Raw genomic sequence first — 21284 nt, 5'->3', positions numbered from 1 at the left:
ACCTAAAGCAGCTCAACATACCCAACCGAGCCGTTTATTCTGATCCGCTGCCCTTCCTTGATGAGTTTTGTCGCGTTCTCGACGCCCACAACGCCCGGAATACCGTATTCCCGCGTGATGACCGCGCCGTGGGTCCCAACCCCGCCGATTTCGGTCACCAACCCCTTCACCGACACAAACAGCGGTGTCCAGCTCGGGTCAGTGAATATCGTCACCAGTATATCACCTTCCATCAGATCCGCCTTTGAGGGGTCAAGTATCACCCGCGCGCGACCCTCGACCACACCAGAGGAAACAGGCGTACCGGGCAGAGCGCCCTCAGGTAGGTTTTCGGTTTCATATTCGCCGTTGATGATTTCGCCCTCCGATGTGATGACGCGGGGCGGCGTCAGCTTTTCAAACAGTTTATACTCCTGCTTTCGTGCTTCAATAACGCTCTTATCCGCCTTGCCGGTGCGGGCGGCCTCCCAAAATTCCTCAAAGTACAGATAGAACACATCCTCCGGCGCTTCCACCACGCCCTGCCGCGCCAGCCTTTCCGCCTCGCGTATCAGAGCTTCCTTGTATGCCTGAAAATAGGAGATAAAGCAATATTTGGGATATTCTCTGTATCCCGTGACACTGCGCAGGACATCGATCTTGTGTTCAGCGAGTTTGGCTTTACGCCGGCCTCCCGGCAGTTTTCGGATACGCTCCAAGTATTCTTTTTCCTTTTGCTTCGATTCCAGCCTGCCTTTTTCAACCATAACCTCCCCGGCACCCGCTTCAAAATTCCTGACATTCCCCAGTATCATCGGAATCACCGCCGTGGGGTTCTCGATCCAACGCTCTCTCGTGATGTCGATTTCACCGGGACAGCGCATGCCGAACTTTTTCAGGAAGTCTTGAAGTTCCTTGCCAAACTCCTGCCCGCCATCCAAGGCTTTTAGATTACTCCAAAGTGTGTCGTCTTTCGCGTTTGGCAGATATGCGCAGAGGCGGGGATATTTCCGGGCGGTATCGGCTAAATCCATAAGGGCGAGTCCCATCTCGGTGGTGATGTTGCCCGGCACGGACTTGGTGAGGTCGTCGATGGCGTTTTCCTCCCCGAGCCATTTTTTCATGTGCTTCTTTACCCAGCTTGTATTAAGGTTCCAAAGCACCATCAGACCATACTGCATCGAATTATTTTTATCAAACATTCTGTTTCCGAAGTTCTTTGCGTCCTCGTGTATATAGGCGAAAACCGCGTCTCCCGATTTTTCGCGGAGATCGTCCCTTATTTTTTCTACCTGCATGTTAAGGATCAGCCGCTGCTCCTTAACATGCGCTTCAAGGACGGTTCCGCCCTTCTTCGCCTCTTTCATTGCCCGCATGATGATACTTATCACTTGCGGATTGGCAAGGAAATTCGTAGCACTCTTTCCCTTGGGGAGGGATTTGATAAACTCTTTATCGCTTACCGCTTTTCGCAGCGCGCTGTACATAAGCAGGTCCTGAGTGGCATAGCTGTTCAGAATAAACTTTCGTGTAAGGGGCGACTTCATGTCGGAAGACATGTCCATGTACATCCTGCCCCCAGCCTCTGCCATCATATCCGGGATAGCGAAGAAGAAAAAGAGTTTATTAAACGTTATTCCCAAAGGCTTTACCACGTCTGTCATCATCTGCTGGTGACCGTAGGAGCCGTAGATGCGGTTGCGGTCGTCCGGCCCTTTCGGAATAGGATACAGCGTTGTGATGGGGCGGCTTTGGAGGATATATAACACGCCGTCCGCCAGAGCCCACTCTATGTCCTGAGGGCATCCGTAATGTTTTTCAATCGTCCTGCCGATACGCTCCAATTCCAGTATTTGCGCGTCGGACAGCGCCTGCGCGTCCCGTCGGACAGCTTCGATCTCACTTTCCGCCGTACCGCCTTCCGGGCGCGCCACAATCGCGAGCTTCTTACAAGATATATTCTTACTGATGATTTTCTCTTCGCGTACCTTGTAATTATCCGCGCTTACCAATCCGGAGACCAGCGCCTCACCTAACCCAAAGCCCGCGTCTATGGATAATACCCTGCGGTTGGACGTGACCGGGTCGGCGGTGAACATGATTCCCGAACACTCGGGAAAGACCATTTTCTGCACAACTACTGACAAAAACACATTTTCGTGGTCGAATCCGTTTTGGATTCGGTAGGTGATTGCGCGGTCGGTAAAGAGCGACGCCCAGCATTTTTTGACGTGTGTAAGGATTTGATCCTTTCCGCGTACATTTAAAAAAGTGTCCTGCTGACCGGCAAAGGAAGCGGATGGTAAATCCTCCGCCGTGGCACTGGAACGCACGGCGTAAGCGGCATCCTCACCGAGTTCGCATATCCGTCTCGTGATCGCCTCCGCCAATTCCAGATCCGGCTCCACATTTTCTATGAGCCGCCGGATCTGGACGCCGATTGTGGAAATCTTATCCTGCTCAGCCGGTTTAACTGAATACAACTGTACGATCAATTCTCGCACGCCGTTCAGCGTCTCAATTGCCTTCCTATAGCCGTCCGTAGTGATGCAGAATCCGTCGGGAACGCGCAAACCGGGGATTTTCCTTAACTCGCCCAGATTCGCCCCCTTACCTCCAACCGCCGGCAGCATGGTTTTATCAATCTCTTTGAAGCTTAAAACGAATTTGTTCACATTACCCACCTCCAATTATGAAGTATTATTCGATTTCACTTCATAATATCACTCCGAGCTGCGTTTGTCAATAAAATATGAAGTTTTCTATTGATTTAATTCATAATTTATGATAAGCTGTATTTAAAACGAAAGCGAAAGGAACGGATGATAAACATGAACGGTTTTGAACTGCGCAGGAAAAGAAAAATGGACGATATTTTGGATGCGGCGTTCGAGCTGTTTAAAAACCAGGGCATTAAGTCCACAAGCGTCAACAGCATAGCAGAAAAGGCGAAGGTTTCACCCGTCAGCATCTTCAACTTTTTCGGGAGCAAGGAGAATTTGGTTAAGCAGGTTGTTTTCAGGGTAATGGACGAGGGGATACGGGACTTTGAATCTATCGTCAAAAGCGACCTGACATTTCGCGAAAAAGCAAAAAAAATACTGCAATTTTCCGATGATGAGACATATGCCACTATCAATGACGACATAATCAGCTTCAACATTGAAAGTGATCCCCAGATGATAAAATTCTTTGAAGAGATCGGCAATACAAAAACAATCCCGCTTTATATGGAGCTGATCGAGCATGGAAAACAGGAGGGTGCGATTGATAAAAGCTTATCGCCCAGCGCCGTTTTGCTGTTCATCAACTCGGTCAGCGCGGCTTTAAGAACCGCCGCCAACGCGAAGGAGCGTATAGATTTGGGAAAGCTGCTTTATTATGGGCTTTTCGGTAACGCTGAAAATGAATAACACCCCTTGCTTCTTTATAAATGTTTTCGCGGACTTTCTTCCACACAGGCGATTGGAATGATAAATAACTGACAAGCTGTTTTGGAATCTTAAGCTTAAGGGAATAGCTTACATCCGTACTATAACAGTCTGATAATTCCATTGAGTCCATCTATTTCTACCAGTTGACCATCCTTCAAAACTGAAACCGCATTCTCTACTCCTGAAACACAAGGTTTTCCATATTCCCGTGCAACAAGAGCTCCATGCTGGAGCATACCGCCGACCTCAAGAATCACTCCGGCCGCGTTAATAAACAAAGGTGTCCATCCAGGATCTGTAGCTCTTGCCACAAGTATTTCCCCGGGCAGTACAGGTTTCTCAGGACTTTTAAGAACCTTTACAGGCCCCCTTACCGTTCCTGGAGAGATAGGCTCTCCAGCCAACTCACCATTACGTGCTTCCTTTTTAGGCGGATGCAATATTTTCCCTCTGGAATCTATGACTCTGGGAAATTCTTTTATATTCGCAAGCCTTTTGAGAAATACTGTATTCTGTGAAGCACGCTGCCTAAGATCAATCGTTGTATCAGCCATTGCCATGTCCAAGTCATCTATGGTGAGATCAAATACCTGGTTTAAATTATCAATACGTCCCAATGCCGCCAAAGCTTCTGCAGCTTCGATTACTTTTCTCCTTAATTCTGCAACAGTCATTATCCAGTAATATTTGGGGGCCTCCCGATATCCTGAAAACGTAATTAGCATATCATAGTATTTCTTGAATTTCTTTGACTTCCTCTTCTTTTCCGCCTCTCTTAGCAATAACTCGAAATCACTTTCACGCTCTTGTCTGGCCCGGTTAAATATGGACTCTGGATTATGCTCGGGATCTGTGTTTTCCGCCAGCGTTTTTAACTGCTTATAAAATGCTTCAGCCTCCTCATACATACGAGGTGTAGCTATGTCAAGCTCTTTCGGGCATCTGAATCCATACCTTTCCATAAAGTCTTCCCAGGCATTTATATAATCCGCAGAAAGGGATTTTGTTTCCCATTTTTCCTCAAACTCCTCAAAAGACGGACTTTTTTTGATCTCATCAAAAAGTGAGAGACGATACATACTAAGTCCCATTTTTGTGGTTATATTGTTTGGCAGCGCCTTCTCAATAAATGTTACCTTACTCTTTATTTCCGTACTGCTGTCTCTAAAAATTTTCCCCAGTCCTGATTTTGCAACCGCTATAACCGCCAGTATCGGAAGGGAAACAACAAAGAAAGACACATACTTCTCGGTAACAGATTCTGCAAAGCCCTTAATAGCTTGCTCCTTACACCGCTCATTTTTTAATTTTTTAACAAACTCCTCCGCCTTTTCAAGAAATATTTTCTCATATCCTGAGGGATTATTCAGAGCTTTTATAGTATTAACCCCCATACCCAGGCTGTTTCGAATTGTACCTGATATGACTCCTCGCAGCTTTTCCGGTAGTTCCTTAGGCACATATTCATCTTCACTAATATTTGCAATAATTTCGGCGGAAGCCATATCCAAGAGGCGGTAGGTATCTATCAACTTCTTCTTGCCGTAAAGCTTAATATTATTAGAAACATTTAGATACATTTTCCCTTGAAAAAACCCTTGTATGCCTTCTGCAACTCCGGAGTTGTCTTTACCGGTCATAGATATCTCAATTCTCGACTGGAACATGGAAAGATAGTCCGTACCCATAACCGACAGGGGTTCATGTATACCTTGCTTAGCAAGGGTGGCATCAAGGTATAACTGTTTTTGCTGTCCCGGAGCAGTTTGCATTTTTTCATGCAGTGGTATATATGCGGTGATAGGCCGGGCTTGAAGAAGATACAACTTACCGTCGGAAAATGCCCATTCAATGTCAACAAATATTTTATAGTATCTTTCCACATCTATAAGCATGTTCACCAGCGATAATAAATCATTATCCTCCAGACACACACCATGTGCAGATGACAGAGTCTTTTCATATGTTCCTCCATCAAGATCAAGCCATATGGACGTTTCCTTCTTCCCTGCCTTCTTCTCCAGTATTTTCTTGGAGTTTTTATCAACAATAAATGTGTCAGGTGTGGCTAAACCAGAGACAACTGACTCACCCAAACCAAAGTTAGCATTGATTACTGCCTCATCATAACAGTTGTTTAGAGGATTTAGTGAAAAAGCTACACCTGCAGTTTCTGATTGAATTTGAGACTGTACAATGACAGCTATTCTTGGATTGTCTATAGGAAAACCATGCTCTTTCTTGTATACAAAAACTCGCTCATCCAGGCTTGATGCAAAGGAGCGGCGCAAGGCATCCTCAATATTATCTTTTCTTACTCCAAGAGTGGTTTCATAACCCCCTGCGAACGAAGCTCCTTCAAGATCCTCTTCAGGAGAAGATGATCTTACTGCAAACAGACGATTGTTAACTTTTCTTTCAAGAATATTTAACGCCTCTATCAAAGCTTTTCTGCGCTCTTCATCTAGTTTCAGGCTCATACACAGTTTTTTCATAGCTTCTGAACTTAACTTCAGTTCATTGGCTGAGGAATTTATAACGCTATGCCATTCCGGAGTACTTTTTATATAGTCAAACCAAGGTTTAAAGAATTCCACTGACATGACAAATCCAGGAGGCACTGGCAGCCCCTGATTTGTCATACGGATCAAAGACATCCCTTTTCCTCCAACCTGTGTAAGTTCAGGTGACACCTTAGAATTAAAGCCATATATCAATTCCATATTCTAACCCTCTCTTTTTATTTTTTATTGTTCATGTATTCTTCAAAAATTCTGATATTTTCTAAAAAATTAATCGAATCTTTTGGAGCCCCCAGAATTCTTTCTACCGCTTCCCGGTAGGCCTCAATTTTACGCTTGATAACTGCTATATTTTCAGGTTTCTCATTAATATCTGAAGTCAATTTTACAACCATTGAATTCAAAATAATTAGCATTTGTATAATCTGCTCCGCTACCTCGTCAGGATAAGATGTTTTAAAGATGCCTTCCATGATCCCTTGTTTTATTATGCTTAGATACAGTGGAGTTAGCAGTTTTATCTTATTCTCTACAACCTTTCGCTGAAATTTTACATTTCCTTCACTTTCAAAAAACTTAGAAATTTTTTGACGCTCACCCATATCGAGAACCTTATGCGTTAATACCTCATTAAATACCTTGTTAATCTTCTCAAGAGCATTCAGATATCGCTCCTCAGCTGCCTTTTTCGTAATGGTTATTTCCACTTCAATATGACGCCCTGCAACTGCTTCTAATACATCTTCCTTCGACTTAAAATAGTGATAAAATGCCCCTTTTGAAACACCCACATTCTCAATAATGGCGTTTATAGAAGTATTATCATAGCCTTTTTCATAGAATAGCTCCATAGCGACATTCAAAATATGCTGCTTTACATTGCTTTCCTTTAGTGCAATCATATCATCAGCTCCTTGATTTTAATAATATAGCCAACATACCGACCGTCGGTATGTTGGCTATATTATATTATATTATATTCTTTTCTCATTGTCAAATAAATTTTGCTCATCCGTCAATGTGCTAAAGGAGTAAGAATGACTCCTTCTATATTTCAGAATATATTCCAACTATATAGGTATTAATTAGATGAATTTTAAAATGAATGTTAACCATACTAAAACCGAGCAGGCGCTGATGATCAAAAAAATACTCGTTCCCCTGAAAGCCTGTCGTATACGTCCTCCGCATATGTCTCCATGCTTAGAATCTGTTATAACGACAGGAGAGCGAGCTCCCAAATTGAATCGCATATAAAAGAAATAGTTGATTGAAGCTTACTCCCATAATCAAGCAGGTGAACGCATACAAAATGATGGCCAACAATCCGGCTTGAAGAAGGATACCGACTTTTCTGTTTCGAAAAGCGAGCAAGATGGTAAGCAGAATTAACCCGGTAAATATATATAGAAAACGCCGATACTGGCGGAGATCACGGATGACAACACAGCAATGATTGATAGTCCCATAATTGCTTTTTCATATCCACCATGCTTTCTTAGCTAATGAAAATGTAATTATGTTCCGGTTTTTATCTGGTCAATCATGTCGCTGATGGCTGATATGCTAGTAAAATCGACAACTTGACCATAGGTTGCCAGCATGATTTTTTCTTCATTGCTTAATTCGGATTCCGGTTTCTTTCGGATTGTTTTCACCATCATACTCATCATGATACGATGAATAAAGCTGAGTCTCGGGTAATCAATGCCGCCTCTAAAATGGAAGATATTCATCTTGCTCTCCATTTCAACAGAAAGCACCTTCGACAATGAACTGCGGATGCTATTTATGTTCTTTTCATCGCTTACATCAGCAGCACCCACAGTAAACAGATACAGCGACTTATCCGCAAGAGATTGAAACGACTTGCTGATCAACGAAAAACCGTTTACGCCGCCCGCATAAAGACCGCCACCATAAATAATAACATCGTAATTTTGCAAATCCGAAGCCCTTATCTTTCCGGCTTCCATTAGCTCCGCACCTAATTCTTGGGCAATCCAATGCGCATATTTTTTTGTAAAGCCGTACCTGGATTTATATATGACGATCACTTTTTTCATATTGCATTTTCATCCTTTCAAGATTGTTAAAAAGCGCCTCCACCGTAATTCTGGTGCTTTTCTGAAGGTCAGAATGAATTCCGTCAAAAAGCTGTTCCAGAAAGGCAGCGCCCTTGGCTTCAAACTGGGTGAAGAACAGAAATGTCTTTTCAGTCAGGACTACGGACAGATTCCGTTTATCCCGTTCGTTCACGCAAAGCGCCACATAACCTTTGGCGGAGAGAACTTCCAGCATTTTTCGTACATTCTGCCTGGTGCTACCAATAGACTCCGCTATTTCCGTTACGGATGGCTGTTTCTTCTCCATATTAAAAATCATGATAAGCAGTAACCATTGCTTTAATGTCATCTGCTTCAAGAAAGCGTCTCCCAACGTTTGCAGCTTATTTGCGAGAAGAAAAATGCTGCCAAAGAGATATTCTTTGGTTGGAATATCCATTTTATAATCCTCCAAAATATCGCACAACTTATTGTGTATTTATTATACGCAATAAGTTGCGCTTTGTCAAATATTATGATATCGAAGGAGCTCATGAGCGGTTTCAATTTTAAAAAAACATATGGGAATAACCAGTTTTAGAATGGGCTTGGAATACTAAATATGTGCCTCTTAACAATCTTTATGGCTGTTTCTTATGCAATAGGCTGCATTTTGGGACATAAAAAAGACAAACCCATCTTTAACTACCGTTAAAAAATAGGTTTGTCTATTCTGGCGGAGAATGCGGGATTCGAACCCGCGATACGGTTCCCCGTATACACGCTTTCCAGGCGTGCTCCTTCAACCACTCGGACAACTCTCCAAAAATGCTTTACAGCAAATGATATTATATCCTATAGTATAATCAAATGTCAATGGATTTTTAGCATTTACCTGAAATGGAATAAACAATTATAAAAAATTAAAATATTTTAAATTTATCATGAAATACTAAATGTATATTTTATTTTCAAAGGCATCTATAATGCTTCTTCGGATATATAGTGTAGTTTACAGTAATATATGACAAAATAAGATTATACAAGGAGTATATATGAAACAGCAAATAGCGAAATTAACAGAAGAACAGGAACAAAAGATTAAAAAAATGGAAAGTGAATTAGGTTATGTATTAGTTGCTTATCAAACGCAAAATTCTTCCGGTGCCGGCGAAATGAAATAATATAAAAATGCTGCGGATCAATTTTTGGTTCGCAGCATTTTTTACAGTTATATTATCCCGAACATCATAAAACCTATCGTATTAATGGAAAAATTCGCACACATATGCACAATCCATGAATTAAATATATTGTTATATCTGTCGTTCAACCAATTAAAAAATAATCCTGTTCCAAATAAACCTGTTATAAATAATATATAAATTATTATGTTAAACCAATCAGCAAGTATGGACACATGATAAACAGAAAATGCAAGTGCGCTGACTATGTATGTATACCTTTTTGATGAGAATTTTCTAAGCGTAATAAAACCGAATCCTCTGAAGAACAATTCTTCCAGCAAGGAATTGATAAATGATATATAAAGTGAAACAAAGACGAAATTGTCCTTATTGACACTCAGATTATTTTCAAGAGTCATTGCAATATTATCTAAATCAATAAATCCTTTAAGGATATAGTATCCTGCCTGTATAAGCAGATAAACACCCAGTCCAAGTGCCACAGCGAATTTTATTTGTTTATTATTTATTATGAAATATTCTTTAAACTTTACTTCCTTGTCCAACACACAATAAATCAACGGCAACCCTGCAAATATAATTATTTTATATAATGATTTAATTACATAGACAGGTTTAATATAAGATTCTACCAAGTACATTAATATACATGCGACAATCATTATGCTTGATATTGTTATCTTTCTTTTATAATTGTTCATACCAGTTCACCAATTTAATTTATGCTTAGCATTTGATATATATTAACATATTAAATATTCAATAACAAGTATGATTGATTCTTTCAAAATAATTACAAAATTTTTCTTTAAGTTTTATCATTATTACTCATAGCCTCATTAACCCATAATTCTACAAGATGAAGTGCACCTCTGAATCCAACAAACGGCGGAACGTAAGGATTTATACGCCACTTTTCGTCCGGATTTGAAATCTGGAGCATTCTGTTGCGGCCGGTCCATTCTAATAGTTCTCCGCTCGCCATGAGTATTCCGTCCTTTTGTTCCGATACATTTTGCATCAGTTGTTCCTCTGTGAAATAAGGAAGCTCTTTACCAGACATTTCCCGGCTGTCACACCAGCATGTTCCTTTAGGCAAATTAAACTCATCGCATCCAAAACCAAGAATACCATTTACGACATCAGCATGAGTTCCCAAAGAAAGCTGTACTTTTTCAGGATGATCGTGAATAAGATGGCGGAATGTAGGTTTAACGGATGAAATTAACCGTAAAGCTTCTTCGCGCTGACTATCGATGAAATCTCTGTCAGGCGTTATATTTAAAATTCTTGCAATATTCTCTATCCATTGTATAGTTCCCTCTATTCCGTAAGGACGTCCCAAATAATACGGTGTTTCAAAATTATTTTGCAGTTGTTTTGCTGCAGGCTCTCCCTCCCTGCGCAGAACTAAATTAATATGAGCACCACCCATTTTTTCTATATCTTCAACGGAAGCATCTGATGTCATTATACAAAGTGGTTTCATATTAAACGACCCTTCCATTATACGTACAATTTCGTTAGCGTCAGCATGAAAATTGAAAAGGTCGGCACATGAACCTACTATGTTAAATGTATGCTCCCGTGTTTTTTCTGCTTTAACAGGCAATGTCCTGGCAAGAAGTAAAAGTGCCTCCTGTATTCCTCTGTGTTGGGTTATATCAAAACCTCCATATCCAAATGGAAGCAAGCGTATATTCGGATATTCCGGCTGCAGCTCCTCACATATTGCAGGAAGATCTGTTCCGATTATCTGCGGTACAGAAGACGGAAGCAGGAATATAACTTTTGCAGTACTATTTTTTGCTACACAATCTACTGTTTTTCGTATGCGTTCTATTCCCCCCAGCGCTATGTCAGTTTCATCAATATGAGTAGAATACAGATTGCATGCCTTCGGAACACCGGCTCGATTTAGAAATGCCCGCGCATAGAGCATGTGTCCCATGCATCCGTATTCAACAAGTGCGGCATCTTTAACAGATGCCAGAGTCCATAGAATTCCCATACGCCCTGAAGGCATAGGTTTAAATTTATGCAATCCCATTTTCTAAAACTTCCTTTCCTGATTGTGTCCGGCTATCAAATATTTGAAGCAGATCATTCAGCAGATAGCTTGTACGTCCGTATCCTATCTGCCCATACAGATTATGTATATCATGAACGTGAGTAAAATCGAGTTTCTCTCCTGCCAAGTATCCGAAATAAATATCCGGTGACAATCTTTCTATAACAGGTATATCTGAATTGTTGTTTATCATATGACATACAGGAGGGTTATATCCCCTTTCTACCAGTTCTTTAATATACTGTTTATCATCCGGATATACTTCCTCCATATGAAGAAGCAGAGGTTCCATACCAAATCCGGTCAGATAGGAAGCAAATGGTACAACCATTGTAGGACCTATAAATGCAGAAACAAACTTAAGACCTGCAAATATCTTTTTAGCTTTTTCCTGCGAAAATAAAGCATGCTGCCTATCTTCTTCAAACTCTTTTCCCCATTTTATACTTAGCTTTTCTCCAATTTCTGCATATGCCTTGTCAATCTCAAATACATCGTATATATTATGCAAGCTGATATAAGAAATGTCAAATTCTTGTTCCATCATTACAGCCAAAGGCTGTGTGAATGGAGATATAACAATGTTTAAAGCTGCGTCCGCCGCATTAAGAAAATCATCCAGTGAAGAGTCCATTGCAAGAAATCGCAAGGAAAATCCTTTCTTCTCAAGTAATGATAAAACCGCAGGCATAGGCACATGATCTTCCTCCGGAGAACGACCAAGTACATTTACCGTATTTAGGGATGTTTCTCTTTTTCTCATGAGATTTCCGATTGACAGCAATGTTTTCCACGATCCAGAAGGATAGCTGTTACACTTAAAATGCCCCATTAAAACAAAAGTAAGGCTGGTCTTAATCTCCGGCTGTATTTCGAATATAATACCTTCAATATCTTCTCCGATTATTTCCGGCACACAGGTTACAATAATTAAAACTGCTTTTGCTCCGGCCAAATCCATTTTTTTGAGGGCATTAACAATTCCATCCCGACATCCGAATACCACTTCATGGGAATCCAATACATACATCCAATGCAATTCTCCATTTTTCCCGGTGGCTTGCGGAATTACCATGCGGCTGTACGTAGTACACTCCGATGTTCCGATAATCAGAGTTGATAACCCCTTAATCTTTCCGGAAAGAGCCAATGCAGTATGCATAGGACAGTGGCTGCCCGGAAAAGCAGCAGGAGTCAAAAACTTAACACCGGCATTGGACTTTATTGCCGATAATTTTTTTAAATGCTTTAAGTTATCCATTATGCTTCATTCTCCTCTAATAATATTTTCGCAAGAGATTTGTAATGGGCTGCCATATCAGAGTCAGGAAAAGCTTCTACAACTGTCTTTCCTTCTGCTTCGGCTTGCTGAACAAGAGCGTGACGAGGCAGACGATAGATTATTTCTGTTCCGATTTCGGTTGCTGCCTTATCTGTCAGCTCATCTTCGTTCTCTATATTTTTAGCATTGAGAATCAACCCTCTCAAGGATGCATACCCTCTCTTGCCAAAACTTTTCACTGCATGAGAGATATTGGCTGCTGCGTAAAGAGACATCATTTCCCCGGAAGTTACGACAAATACTTCATCTGCGTATCCTCCTCTGATGGGCATGGCAAAGCCTCCGCATACCACATCCCCCAATACATCATACAGTACAACATCCGGTTTATAAACTTCAAAGGCATCTAATTCTTTTAGCTTTTCAAAAGCTGTAATGATACCCCTGCCGGCACAACCCACTCCCGGAACCGGTCCTCCGGATTCTACACAGAAAACTCCGGTGGTGCTTTTCACTACAAGGTCATTTAAATCCGCATCCCCATTTTCTCTCAGTGTATCCAGAACAGTAGGAATATTTTTTCCTCCTGTCAGATTGCGTGTGGAATCAGCTTTAGGATCACAGCCGATTTGCATTACAGTAAGCCCCATGGCTGCCATAGCCGCTGATATATTTGACACGGTAGTAGACTTACCTATACCGCCTTTACCATATACTGCAATCTTTTTCATTTATACATCCTCCGCATTCATTTTTGTTCATTTTTATAAGGTCGTAAAAGATACAGGCAGGACGTCCGGTGCGAGGTTCCTTTACAATCTCCGCATCAATATTAAATGTTTCTTTCAATACCTGAGGTGTCATAACCTGCTGCGGAGTTCCGTGACTGATAATTTTTCCGCATCTGATTGCTATCATATAATCAGCAAATCTGGCTGCCATATTCAGGTCATGAAGAACCATGACAATTGTACATCCTTGTTCTCTGTTAAGCTTGTATAACAACTCCAGCACCTCCAGCTGATATGACAAATCCAGATATGTGGTTGGTTCATCCAATAAAATTAAATCTGTCTGCTGAGCCAACGCCATAGCAATCCAGACCCTTTGCCGCTGCCCTCCGGAAAGATTGTCCACTGCTTTAGTTTCGTGTTCGGTAAGTTTTGTAACCTCTAATGCCCATTGAATAATTTTTTTATCTTCCGTATTTAATTTTCCAAATCCTCTCTGGTGCGGAAAACGCCCATAGGCTATCAGTTCTCCAACCGTAAGACCTGCGGGAGCTTGAGGTGATTGAGGAAGTATAGCCATCTTCTGCGCAATCTCTTTGGTGGTTAAGCGTTGTATGTCCTCGCCGTTTAAATATACCATACCTCCTTTTGGCTTAAGTATACGTCCCACAGCTTTTAAAACAGTAGATTTACCGCAGCCATTAGATCCGATAATGGTTGTAATTTTTCCACGAGGTATTTGAATATCCAGGTTTTCCACTACAAGGTTATTTTCATAAGCAACTGCAAGATTTTCCGTTATAATACTATTCATAATTTATCTCCCTTTTTTATTGTTTACTTTTTGCAAGAAGGTATAGAAAATAAGGTGCTCCTATAATTGCCACCATAGTTCCTGTAGGTATCTCTGAAGGCTGCACAATTACCCGTGCAATAGTATCTGCCGCAGAAACCAGTACTGCTCCGACCATTGCGCATGCAGGAAGCAAAACTCCATGTCTGGGTCCCACCAGTTTCCTTGCAAGATGCGGAGAAATAAGACCCACAAAACTGATACTGCCGCTTACAGCTACGCAGGATGCAGCCAACGCAACAGCAGCTCCAAGAAGCTTTCTTCTTTCTCCTTCTACCGAAGCTCCCAATCCATATGCAATTTCATCTCCCAAAGTCAGAACATCAAGCATTCGGGATTTCATCATTACATAGGGAATTAAAATCAACAGCCATGGAAGCAGGGCAATCACAAATTTCCAGTTTGAGCCCCAAATACTTCCTGCCTGCCATGCAGCCACAAAATCAAACTGAGTTTCATCCAGTTTGATTACCAGCACAGTAGTTAACGCTGAAATGCCTGCCTGCACGGCTACTCCCGTAAGAATCAGGCGCATGGGTGCAATACCTTCACCTTTTTTTAAAGCCATAATATAAATGACTATTGCAGTAATTCCTGCCCCGATAAGCGCAAGGAAAGGAAGAGTAAAGGTTGATAAGAAAGACTTGGCTCCGAAAAACAGCACATATAAAATTACCATCATTCCTGCCCCGGAATTGATACCAAGTAACCCCGGATCTGCCAGACCATTTCTGGAAATTCCCTGTATTATACAGCCGGAAAGTGCCAATCCTGCACCAACAAGCATGGATATAACAATTCTCGGCAATCTGAAATCAAATAAAATCAGATTTTCCTTATCAGTACCGCCTCCAAACAAAGTACGGAGTGTATCAAATGGAGTAAGTTTTGTATATCCTGTGTTCATGCTTATAATGAAAAACAATATTAATAGAATTCCGCATACTGTAAGAATTACAGTATTGCGAACAGCAATTTTTCTTTTATAAGCTTCATTTTTTTGTTGTATTGTTGTTTGTTCGTTGTTCATTACAATGCCCTCCTTTGCTTGCGGGACAAATATAAGAAAAACGGAACGCCCACGAGAGAAATCAATGCGCCTATAGGTGTTTCAAAAGGCGGATTGAGAGTTCTGGAACCTAAATCTGCCACGACAACCAGCACAGCTCCTAAGACTGCTGATGAAGGTATTACCCAACGATAATCAACTCCCACAAGAAAACGTGCAAGATGCGGTATTATCAGTCCCACAAATCCAACCGCACCTACTACCGATACGGCTGATCCTGCGAGAATAAGAACGATAAGAGAGCATAATATATTTATTGCGGCTGTATTAAGTCCAAGACCCTTTGCAGTCTCCTCTCCAAGGTTTAACAGCGAAATTGAGCGTGAAAGTACTATGGCTCCCAAAAGCGCACCTGCAATCCAAGGAAACATAGTACGTATCTGTTCCCAGTTGGACCCGGCTACACCTCCCACAGTCCAGAACATAACATTCTGTGCCACATCAAAATATATGGCAATTCCCTGACTGAGAGCTGCAAGCAGTGAGCTGACTGCTGCTCCTGCCAGAATTAGCCGCATGGGAGTAGCACCTCCTCTGCGCATAGATGCTATGCCATTTACCAATACCGCACCTAAAGCAGCACCTGCAAAAGAGAACAGTATTATTTTTGTATATTTCATTCCCGGGAAAAAAGCAAAGCATATTGACAATGCAAAGCCTGCTCCTGCATTAAGACCCATAAGCCCGGAATCTGCAAGAGGGTTTCCGGTAGTTCCCTGCATAATCGACCCGGATACCGCAAATGCCGCTCCTACCAAGGCGCTCGCAATAACTCGGGGCAGCCTTAAATCAATTATAATCAGGTGCTGGGTATTATCGGGGTTAAAATTAAAAAATGCCTCCCATACTGCACTTATGGGTATCTGCGCCGCTCCCCTTGTTATAGAAAAGGACATGAGCAAAAAAAGAACTGCAGGTCCAATTAATATAATTATAAAAGCCGTCAAAATTCGGCTATTGTTTTTAAGTTTTGTTGTTTGTACCGATTTATTATGTTCATTCATTAAACGATTTGCCTCCTTGATGCCATATCTATATGCGACTGACAAAATCTGATACAGGTTATTGTTCTTTCAAATACAAAAACCGTGCGCATACTATCCGAACAATCTGCGCCCGGTTTTTATCCTGTATAAAATTACATCCTATTTTAAATACTCAAGAATCTGTTCTGAAGCCAGGCGTATTGCTAACGGGCTTCCCGTATTCAGAGAAATATCCAGATAGCCGATATTTCCTTCTTTAACAGCCGTAATGGAATTCCATACGGAAGAGGATTCCATTTCCGCGACTTTTTGACGGCAGAGTTCTTCTTTATCCTGGAAGAAAATGTAGTCAGGATTCATCTCGACCAGTGCCTCAAGAGAAATTTCCGCCCACGATTCAGGATAATTTTCAGGCACATTCATGCCAAAGCCATTTTGGGAATCATGATAATGCGAGTATATCTCGCTTCCGACAATTCCAAATTCGCTTTTTGAAGAAGGTCTGAGAAACACAAATGTCTTATCCGAATATTTTTCCAACTCTCTGTATGTTTGAGAAATAATTTCCTTTGAACTTTCTATGTATTGCTCCGCTTTTTCCTCTCGTCCTAACATCTGGGCATAGTCCTGCAGAGTTTCATCCCATTTGCCGTAATTCTTTTTAAATACAACAGGAGCAATTTTTTTAAGGCTTTCACGCATATCATCATGTATTCCTGCGCCTGCAATAATAAGATCCGGCTGAAGTTCAAGAATTTTTTCCAAATTAGGGGATACCGTTTCACCTACGTCAATAATTGTATTTAATTCTTCATATTGGTTAAGGGTCTCAAATTGCTGGGCTATGGACAGTGATGCAACACCTACAGGCACCACATCAAGGGCAAGAAGGTACTCAGTGTAGCCGAAGTGCAATACAACAATACGCTGAGGCTCTTTTTCAATTATAACTTCCTTACCTAATCCATCAACATATGTTCTCGGCCATGCTGATTCAGAATCAGTTCCAGCATCTTTATCCTGTACTTCGGTTTCTGCAACTTGATTATTACTATCCTCTGCAGTTGTATTATCCGCTTCAGGTGCCTTGGCACACCCTGCTAACATGCTTGCAACAAAAGCAAACAAAATGATAAATTTCATAAATCTTTTCATATTTTAGTTCCTCTTAATGAATACTTATTTTAGAGCTTCCAATATAGCATCAATTCCATAGCTTATTGACAATGGTCCGCCTGAAAACGCCGAACGGTCAATCAAATGTACATTATTGTTTTTAACTGCTTCGAGTGAATTCCAAACAGAATTATTGCTTAATTCCTCTATATATGATTCATCCATATCATTTAGTGCATTATTATAAATGAACAAATAATCCGGATTAAATTCTGCTATACCTTCCAGTGATATTGTAGTTCTTCCTTTATCAAGATAATCCCCCGGTGCATTAAGACCAAGCCCGGCTTCCTTGTTGTAAACGAAGTCCAATACATACACTGTAAACTCTTTTGAACTTTCCATAGAAAGAAAAGCAAAAGTTTTATCGCTGTAAGAAGCCAATTTCTCAGCTCCTTCCTTCAGCTGGACTTTTAATTTATGAATCTCCTCTTGTGCCTTATCTTCTTTTCCAAAAATCTTACCATATTCAACTAAAGGCGTCTGCCAATCGTCGCCATAATTGTTTACCGCTATAGTCGGAGCAATCTTTTCAAGCTGCTCTCCAACTTTTTCGTAAGTTCCTGAGTAAACAAGAATCAAATCGGGTTCAACTTCCAAGAGTCTCTCTATGTTTACCGCGCTCATACTTCCCAAATCAATAACTTCATGTGTTTCTGCATATGGTTTGAAGACCTCCCAACCATTATACACATCCACTACTTCAGTTCCTGCCACCGGCGGCTCATCCATTACAAAAAGATGTTCAAGGTTACGGAAAAATATCATAACCGGCTTTTCCGGCTTTTGTTCTATTACAACTTCTCTTCCCAAAGCATCCACATATGTTCTGGGCCATTCTGATTCTGTATTTATATCAGTATTTGTTTCTGTTTCCGGAGCCGGGCTCTCAGATACAGGTATATTGTTAGTCTCCTCAGGCGCCTTGGCACATCCGGCCAATAGTCCTACCAAAAGTACAGCTGAGACAATAAATCCCATAAATTTTTTCATATTAATCCTCCAATAAATAAAGTTAGCCGAACCTAACTCGGCTTCATAAGTATAGCAAACATCAAGACATATGTGAATAGGATAATTTACAAAATTATATGGACTTTTGTCCGAATTTTATAAGTAGAATTGACTGCAATATTGGTGTATTTTACCTTAATATATTATAACTATTTTTTGTTATACACTGTTTTTTATGAACATTCTGAATTCTGACGGAGCCATGCCTGTCCGCTTTTTAAAAGCCCTGCTGAAATATAAACTGTCTGTATACCCCACACATTCAGCAACTTGTTTTATAGGACAATCGCAAGTTCCTAACAGCTCTTTTGCTTTTAGCATACGGTACTGTATTAAATAGTTGCTGGGGGTAATGCCTATCTGATGCTCAAATAAATAAAAAAGTCTTCGTCTGTCCATATTAAAATCCATGGCTATCTGAGCAATGGTTATGGATTCTGCGTAATTTTTCCTCATATGTTCCATAACTTGCTCAATCACCACAGTATCATTATCTGCAAGCTGCTTTTTTACCGAATCAAAAATTTCACTCAGCAGGGTAGTAAACAATAGCTTTGTTCTGAACAAGGCTGAAGCGCCCGGTGTTGACTGACTAAGCATGAGCTGTTGAAGCAAATCTGAAATCTTCCCGTTTTGACCTGTTAAAAGTGCAAAATGGCTTTGGTACAACGGAAACTTTTTAATCTCACTTTTAGGAATTTTATAATGTATAACCGCATATTTCCATGATTCGTCACCGATAACTTCTTTGTCCAGGCACATGTCAGGACCGGCATGAATAACCATGCCCGGCTTCATTATATAAGGTTCTCCCTCCAAAGTAAAACATGCACTTCCGGAAATAGGAATAATCAGACCACCTGATGAAGGGTCGGTTATAGCCCCCTTGCAGCTTCTATGCGGTAATACCGTGAACTTCAGCAAATCCAAAAATGATATATTTGCTTTTGCAAAATAGTTTATGATTTCATTTATATTTTCTTTCATAATTTCCTCTGCCATATTTAATTAATACTATTTGTGCTATTCAAGTTAGCTCAAACTAACCATATGATATCATATTAATAGTATAAGTTCAAATTAAATTTAATATAACATTAAGAGGCAGGTAATTAATTATTTTAATTACCTGCCTCTCGGCCAAAGCAGTAAAGTAAAATTATCTTTCTTTACCAAAGAAAAACAATGCCAATGCTCCCTGTCCTGTATGAGATCCTATTACGGGACCAATAAAATTGATTACAACTTCTTTTACGTTTAGTTTTTCTTTAATTAAATTACCTAAGTATTCCGCATCCTCCAAACAGTCAGCGTGACTTATAAAAACTGAATTTTCCTCAGGATTTATACACGTTGTTTCCATTTGTTCCAATAAGGCATGTATGGATTTTTTCCTGCCTCTGACATTTGTAACAGATACCAAGTGTCCTCCATTATCAACATGTAATATCGGCTTTACACCAAGAGCTGTACCTATGGTTGCAGTCATGGCATTTATTCTTCCTCCGCGCTTCAAATGATTTAAATCGTCTACAGTGAACCAGTGACATAAATGAAGATTATTCTCTAAAATCCATTGTTTTACTTCATCGAGATTTTTTCCTTCCTGTTTCATTTTAGCAGCATAATAAATTAGTAGACCTTCACCCATTGATGCAGCCAATGTATCTATACATTCTATTCTTGCATCCGTATATTTTTCCGATAGTTCTTCCCTTGCTATTAGAGAAGAGCCGTATGTACCGCTAAGTGGTGATGAAAATCCTAAATATAAAATATCATTTCCCGCTTCCAATAAAGGTGTTAAATATTCTTCAAAGGTTTTTGCATTTACAAGGGTAGTAGTTGATCTTTCACCCTTTTTAATCCTCTCATAGAACTCCTTTATTGCCAATTGTCTATGATCTGGATAATTTATATAATTTTCATTTTCAAAGCTATAACTCAAAGGAACTACCGTTAAATTATATTCTTCAATAATATTAACGGGCAAATCTGCTGTAGAATCTGTTACTATAACATAATTTTTCATAATTTTAATTCCCCTTCTATTCATTATAAATACTTCATGTTAAATTAATATTAGCATATTTTTACATCCTTTACAACACATAAATAATATGGTAAACATTTATTTTCTAATTAATTAATATGTTGTCCGCTCAATTTTATATTATGTATCAAGGTGTTTAAATTTTAATTTTTCGGGTATTAATAAGGCATAACATTTGTTAGTTAGAATTATAGGAAGGGGACACATCTCTTTTTGAGAGTGATAGTCTTTGCGGGATAGGAGAAATGTCCCGAATTTGATAGATATTAATATAGGAGGATTTAAATGACAAAAATAGCTATAATTTTAGGAAGCACAAAACCGGGAAGAAACGGAGAAGCCGTTGCTAAATGGGTTTATGATATAACAAAGAAAAGAAATGATGCACAGTTTGAATTAGTTGATGTGGCTGATTACGATTTACCGCTTTATGATGAGCCGTATCCCGCAATGATGCAGCAATATCAGAAAGAACACACTAAAAAATGGTCACAAAAAATAAATGAATTTGACGGTTACGTATTTATAACTGCAGAATATAATCACAGTGTACCGGGTGCATTGAAAAATGCCATTGATTATCTTAATGTTGAATGGAAAAATAAAGCTGCGGGCTTTGTCAGCTACGGCAGTGCAGGCGGTGCTCGCGCAGCAGAACATTTAAGACAAATAGCAGGTGAACTTCATATGGCTGATGTCAGAGCTCAGGTTATGCTGAACTTATATACAGATTTTATAAACATGAGCAAATTCAAGCCGGACCCGCGCCATGAAGATGAAGTAACTGAAATGATAAATCAGGTTATTAGTTGGAGCGATGCTCTAAAGGTTTTAAGATAAAAACAAGCCAGAATCTGGCTT

At 40.3% G+C, this 21284-nt stretch carries 19 protein-coding genes and 1 tRNA gene; 3 read left to right on the top strand and 17 right to left on the bottom strand.

Going from position 1 to position 21284, the window contains the following annotated elements; genetic code table 11:
- Window positions 1-2: 2 nt before the first annotated feature.
- Window positions 3-2654 (bottom strand): phosphoenolpyruvate synthase, encoded by a 2652-nt coding sequence (gene ppsA / locus RT412_RS02010; protein ID WP_313339823.1) that lies wholly within the window; start codon window positions 2652-2654, stop codon window positions 3-5.
- A gap of 156 nt (window positions 2655-2810) precedes the next feature.
- Here ppsA and RT412_RS02005 point away from each other — a divergent pair, with 156 nt between their 5' ends.
- The gene (locus RT412_RS02005; RefSeq protein ID WP_313339821.1) at window positions 2811-3392 is read left to right on the top strand and encodes a TetR/AcrR family transcriptional regulator; all 582 of its coding nucleotides are present in this window, start codon (window positions 2811-2813) and stop codon (window positions 3390-3392) included.
- A gap of 119 nt (window positions 3393-3511) precedes the next feature.
- On the opposite strand, the gene RT412_RS02000 is transcribed toward RT412_RS02005, so the two are convergent.
- From RT412_RS02000 to RT412_RS01980, 5 genes are all read right to left on the bottom strand, one after another.
- Window positions 3512-6136, bottom strand: coding sequence for a PEP/pyruvate-binding domain-containing protein (locus RT412_RS02000; RefSeq protein ID WP_313339819.1), 2625 nt, complete (start codon window positions 6134-6136; stop codon window positions 3512-3514).
- A 17-nt stretch (window positions 6137-6153) separates the two neighbouring features.
- Window positions 6154-6837 carry a TetR/AcrR family transcriptional regulator gene (locus RT412_RS01995; RefSeq protein ID WP_313339817.1) on the bottom strand — a complete coding sequence of 228 codons (684 nt, stop codon included), beginning with the start codon at window positions 6835-6837 and terminating at the stop codon, window positions 6154-6156.
- A 615-nt stretch (window positions 6838-7452) separates the two neighbouring features.
- Entirely contained in the window at window positions 7453-8001 is a 549-nt protein-coding gene (locus RT412_RS01990) for a flavodoxin domain-containing protein (protein ID WP_313339815.1), read from the bottom strand.
- On the bottom strand, window positions 7976-8440 hold the full coding sequence (locus tag RT412_RS01985) for a MarR family transcriptional regulator (protein ID WP_313339813.1): 465 nt from the start codon (window positions 8438-8440) through the stop codon (window positions 7976-7978). The genes RT412_RS01990 and RT412_RS01985 overlap by 26 nt, the downstream gene beginning before the upstream one ends.
- Before the next feature lie 274 nt (window positions 8441-8714).
- A tRNA-Ser gene (locus RT412_RS01980) sits at window positions 8715-8804 on the bottom strand.
- 231 nt (window positions 8805-9035) lie between these two features.
- Here RT412_RS01980 and RT412_RS01975 point away from each other — a divergent pair.
- A complete protein-coding gene (locus tag RT412_RS01975) occupies window positions 9036-9164 on the top strand; it encodes a hypothetical protein (RefSeq protein ID WP_313339811.1) in 129 nt (42 codons plus the stop codon).
- Between the two features lie 47 nt (window positions 9165-9211).
- Here RT412_RS01975 and RT412_RS01970 read toward each other — a convergent pair whose 3' ends face one another.
- The 11 genes from RT412_RS01970 to RT412_RS01920 all read right to left on the bottom strand — a co-directional run bounded on the left by RT412_RS01970 (window position 9212) and on the right by RT412_RS01920 (window position 20402).
- The gene (locus RT412_RS01970) at window positions 9212-9889 is read right to left on the bottom strand and encodes a CPBP family intramembrane glutamic endopeptidase (RefSeq protein ID WP_313339809.1); all 678 of its coding nucleotides are present in this window, start codon (window positions 9887-9889) and stop codon (window positions 9212-9214) included.
- 107 nt (window positions 9890-9996) lie between these two features.
- Window positions 9997-11238 carry a nitrogenase component 1 gene (locus tag RT412_RS01965; protein ID WP_313339807.1) on the bottom strand — a complete coding sequence of 414 codons (1242 nt, stop codon included), beginning with the start codon at window positions 11236-11238 and terminating at the stop codon, window positions 9997-9999.
- On the bottom strand, window positions 11225-12520 hold the full coding sequence (locus RT412_RS01960) for a nitrogenase component 1 (protein ID WP_313339805.1): 1296 nt from the start codon (window positions 12518-12520) through the stop codon (window positions 11225-11227). Before RT412_RS01960 ends, RT412_RS01965 begins: the two co-directional genes overlap by 14 nt.
- The gene (locus RT412_RS01955; RefSeq protein WP_313339803.1) at window positions 12520-13272 is read right to left on the bottom strand and encodes a nitrogenase iron protein NifH; all 753 of its coding nucleotides are present in this window, start codon (window positions 13270-13272) and stop codon (window positions 12520-12522) included. Before RT412_RS01955 ends, RT412_RS01960 begins: the two co-directional genes overlap by 1 nt.
- On the bottom strand, window positions 13247-14086 hold the full coding sequence (locus RT412_RS01950) for an ABC transporter ATP-binding protein (RefSeq protein WP_313339801.1): 840 nt from the start codon (window positions 14084-14086) through the stop codon (window positions 13247-13249). The genes RT412_RS01955 and RT412_RS01950 overlap by 26 nt, the downstream gene beginning before the upstream one ends.
- Window positions 14087-14102: 16 nt before the next feature.
- Window positions 14103-15155: an iron ABC transporter permease gene (locus RT412_RS01945; RefSeq protein WP_313339800.1), complete on the bottom strand. Its 1053-nt coding sequence runs from the start codon at window positions 15153-15155 to the stop codon at window positions 14103-14105.
- A complete protein-coding gene (locus RT412_RS01940) occupies window positions 15155-16198 on the bottom strand; it encodes an iron ABC transporter permease (RefSeq protein ID WP_313339798.1) in 1044 nt (347 codons plus the stop codon). The genes RT412_RS01945 and RT412_RS01940 overlap by 1 nt, the downstream gene beginning before the upstream one ends.
- A 141-nt stretch (window positions 16199-16339) precedes the next feature.
- Entirely contained in the window at window positions 16340-17335 is a 996-nt protein-coding gene (locus tag RT412_RS01935) for an ABC transporter substrate-binding protein (protein ID WP_313339796.1), read from the bottom strand.
- A 24-nt stretch (window positions 17336-17359) separates the two neighbouring features.
- Window positions 17360-18349: an ABC transporter substrate-binding protein gene (locus RT412_RS01930; RefSeq protein ID WP_313339794.1), complete on the bottom strand. Its 990-nt coding sequence runs from the start codon at window positions 18347-18349 to the stop codon at window positions 17360-17362.
- Between the two features lie 180 nt (window positions 18350-18529).
- Window positions 18530-19357, bottom strand: a complete 828-nt coding sequence (locus RT412_RS01925; protein ID WP_313339792.1) for an AraC family transcriptional regulator — start codon at window positions 19355-19357, stop codon at window positions 18530-18532.
- A gap of 172 nt (window positions 19358-19529) precedes the next feature.
- Entirely contained in the window at window positions 19530-20402 is an 873-nt protein-coding gene (locus tag RT412_RS01920; protein ID WP_313339790.1) for a DegV family protein, read from the bottom strand.
- A gap of 306 nt (window positions 20403-20708) precedes the next feature.
- On the opposite strand from RT412_RS01920, the gene RT412_RS01915 reads away from it, so the two are divergent.
- Window positions 20709-21263, top strand: a complete 555-nt coding sequence (locus RT412_RS01915) for an NAD(P)H-dependent oxidoreductase (RefSeq protein ID WP_313339788.1) — start codon at window positions 20709-20711, stop codon at window positions 21261-21263.
- Window positions 21264-21284 lie beyond the last annotated feature (21 nt).

Origin of the sequence: Sedimentibacter sp. (genome assembly GCF_032080165.1) — a bacterium.
Classification (GTDB): Bacteria; Bacillota; Clostridia; order Tissierellales; family Sedimentibacteraceae; genus Sedimentibacter.
The sequence above is the reverse complement of the archived record's forward strand: the minus strand, read 5'-3'. Positions and strand labels throughout refer to the sequence as shown.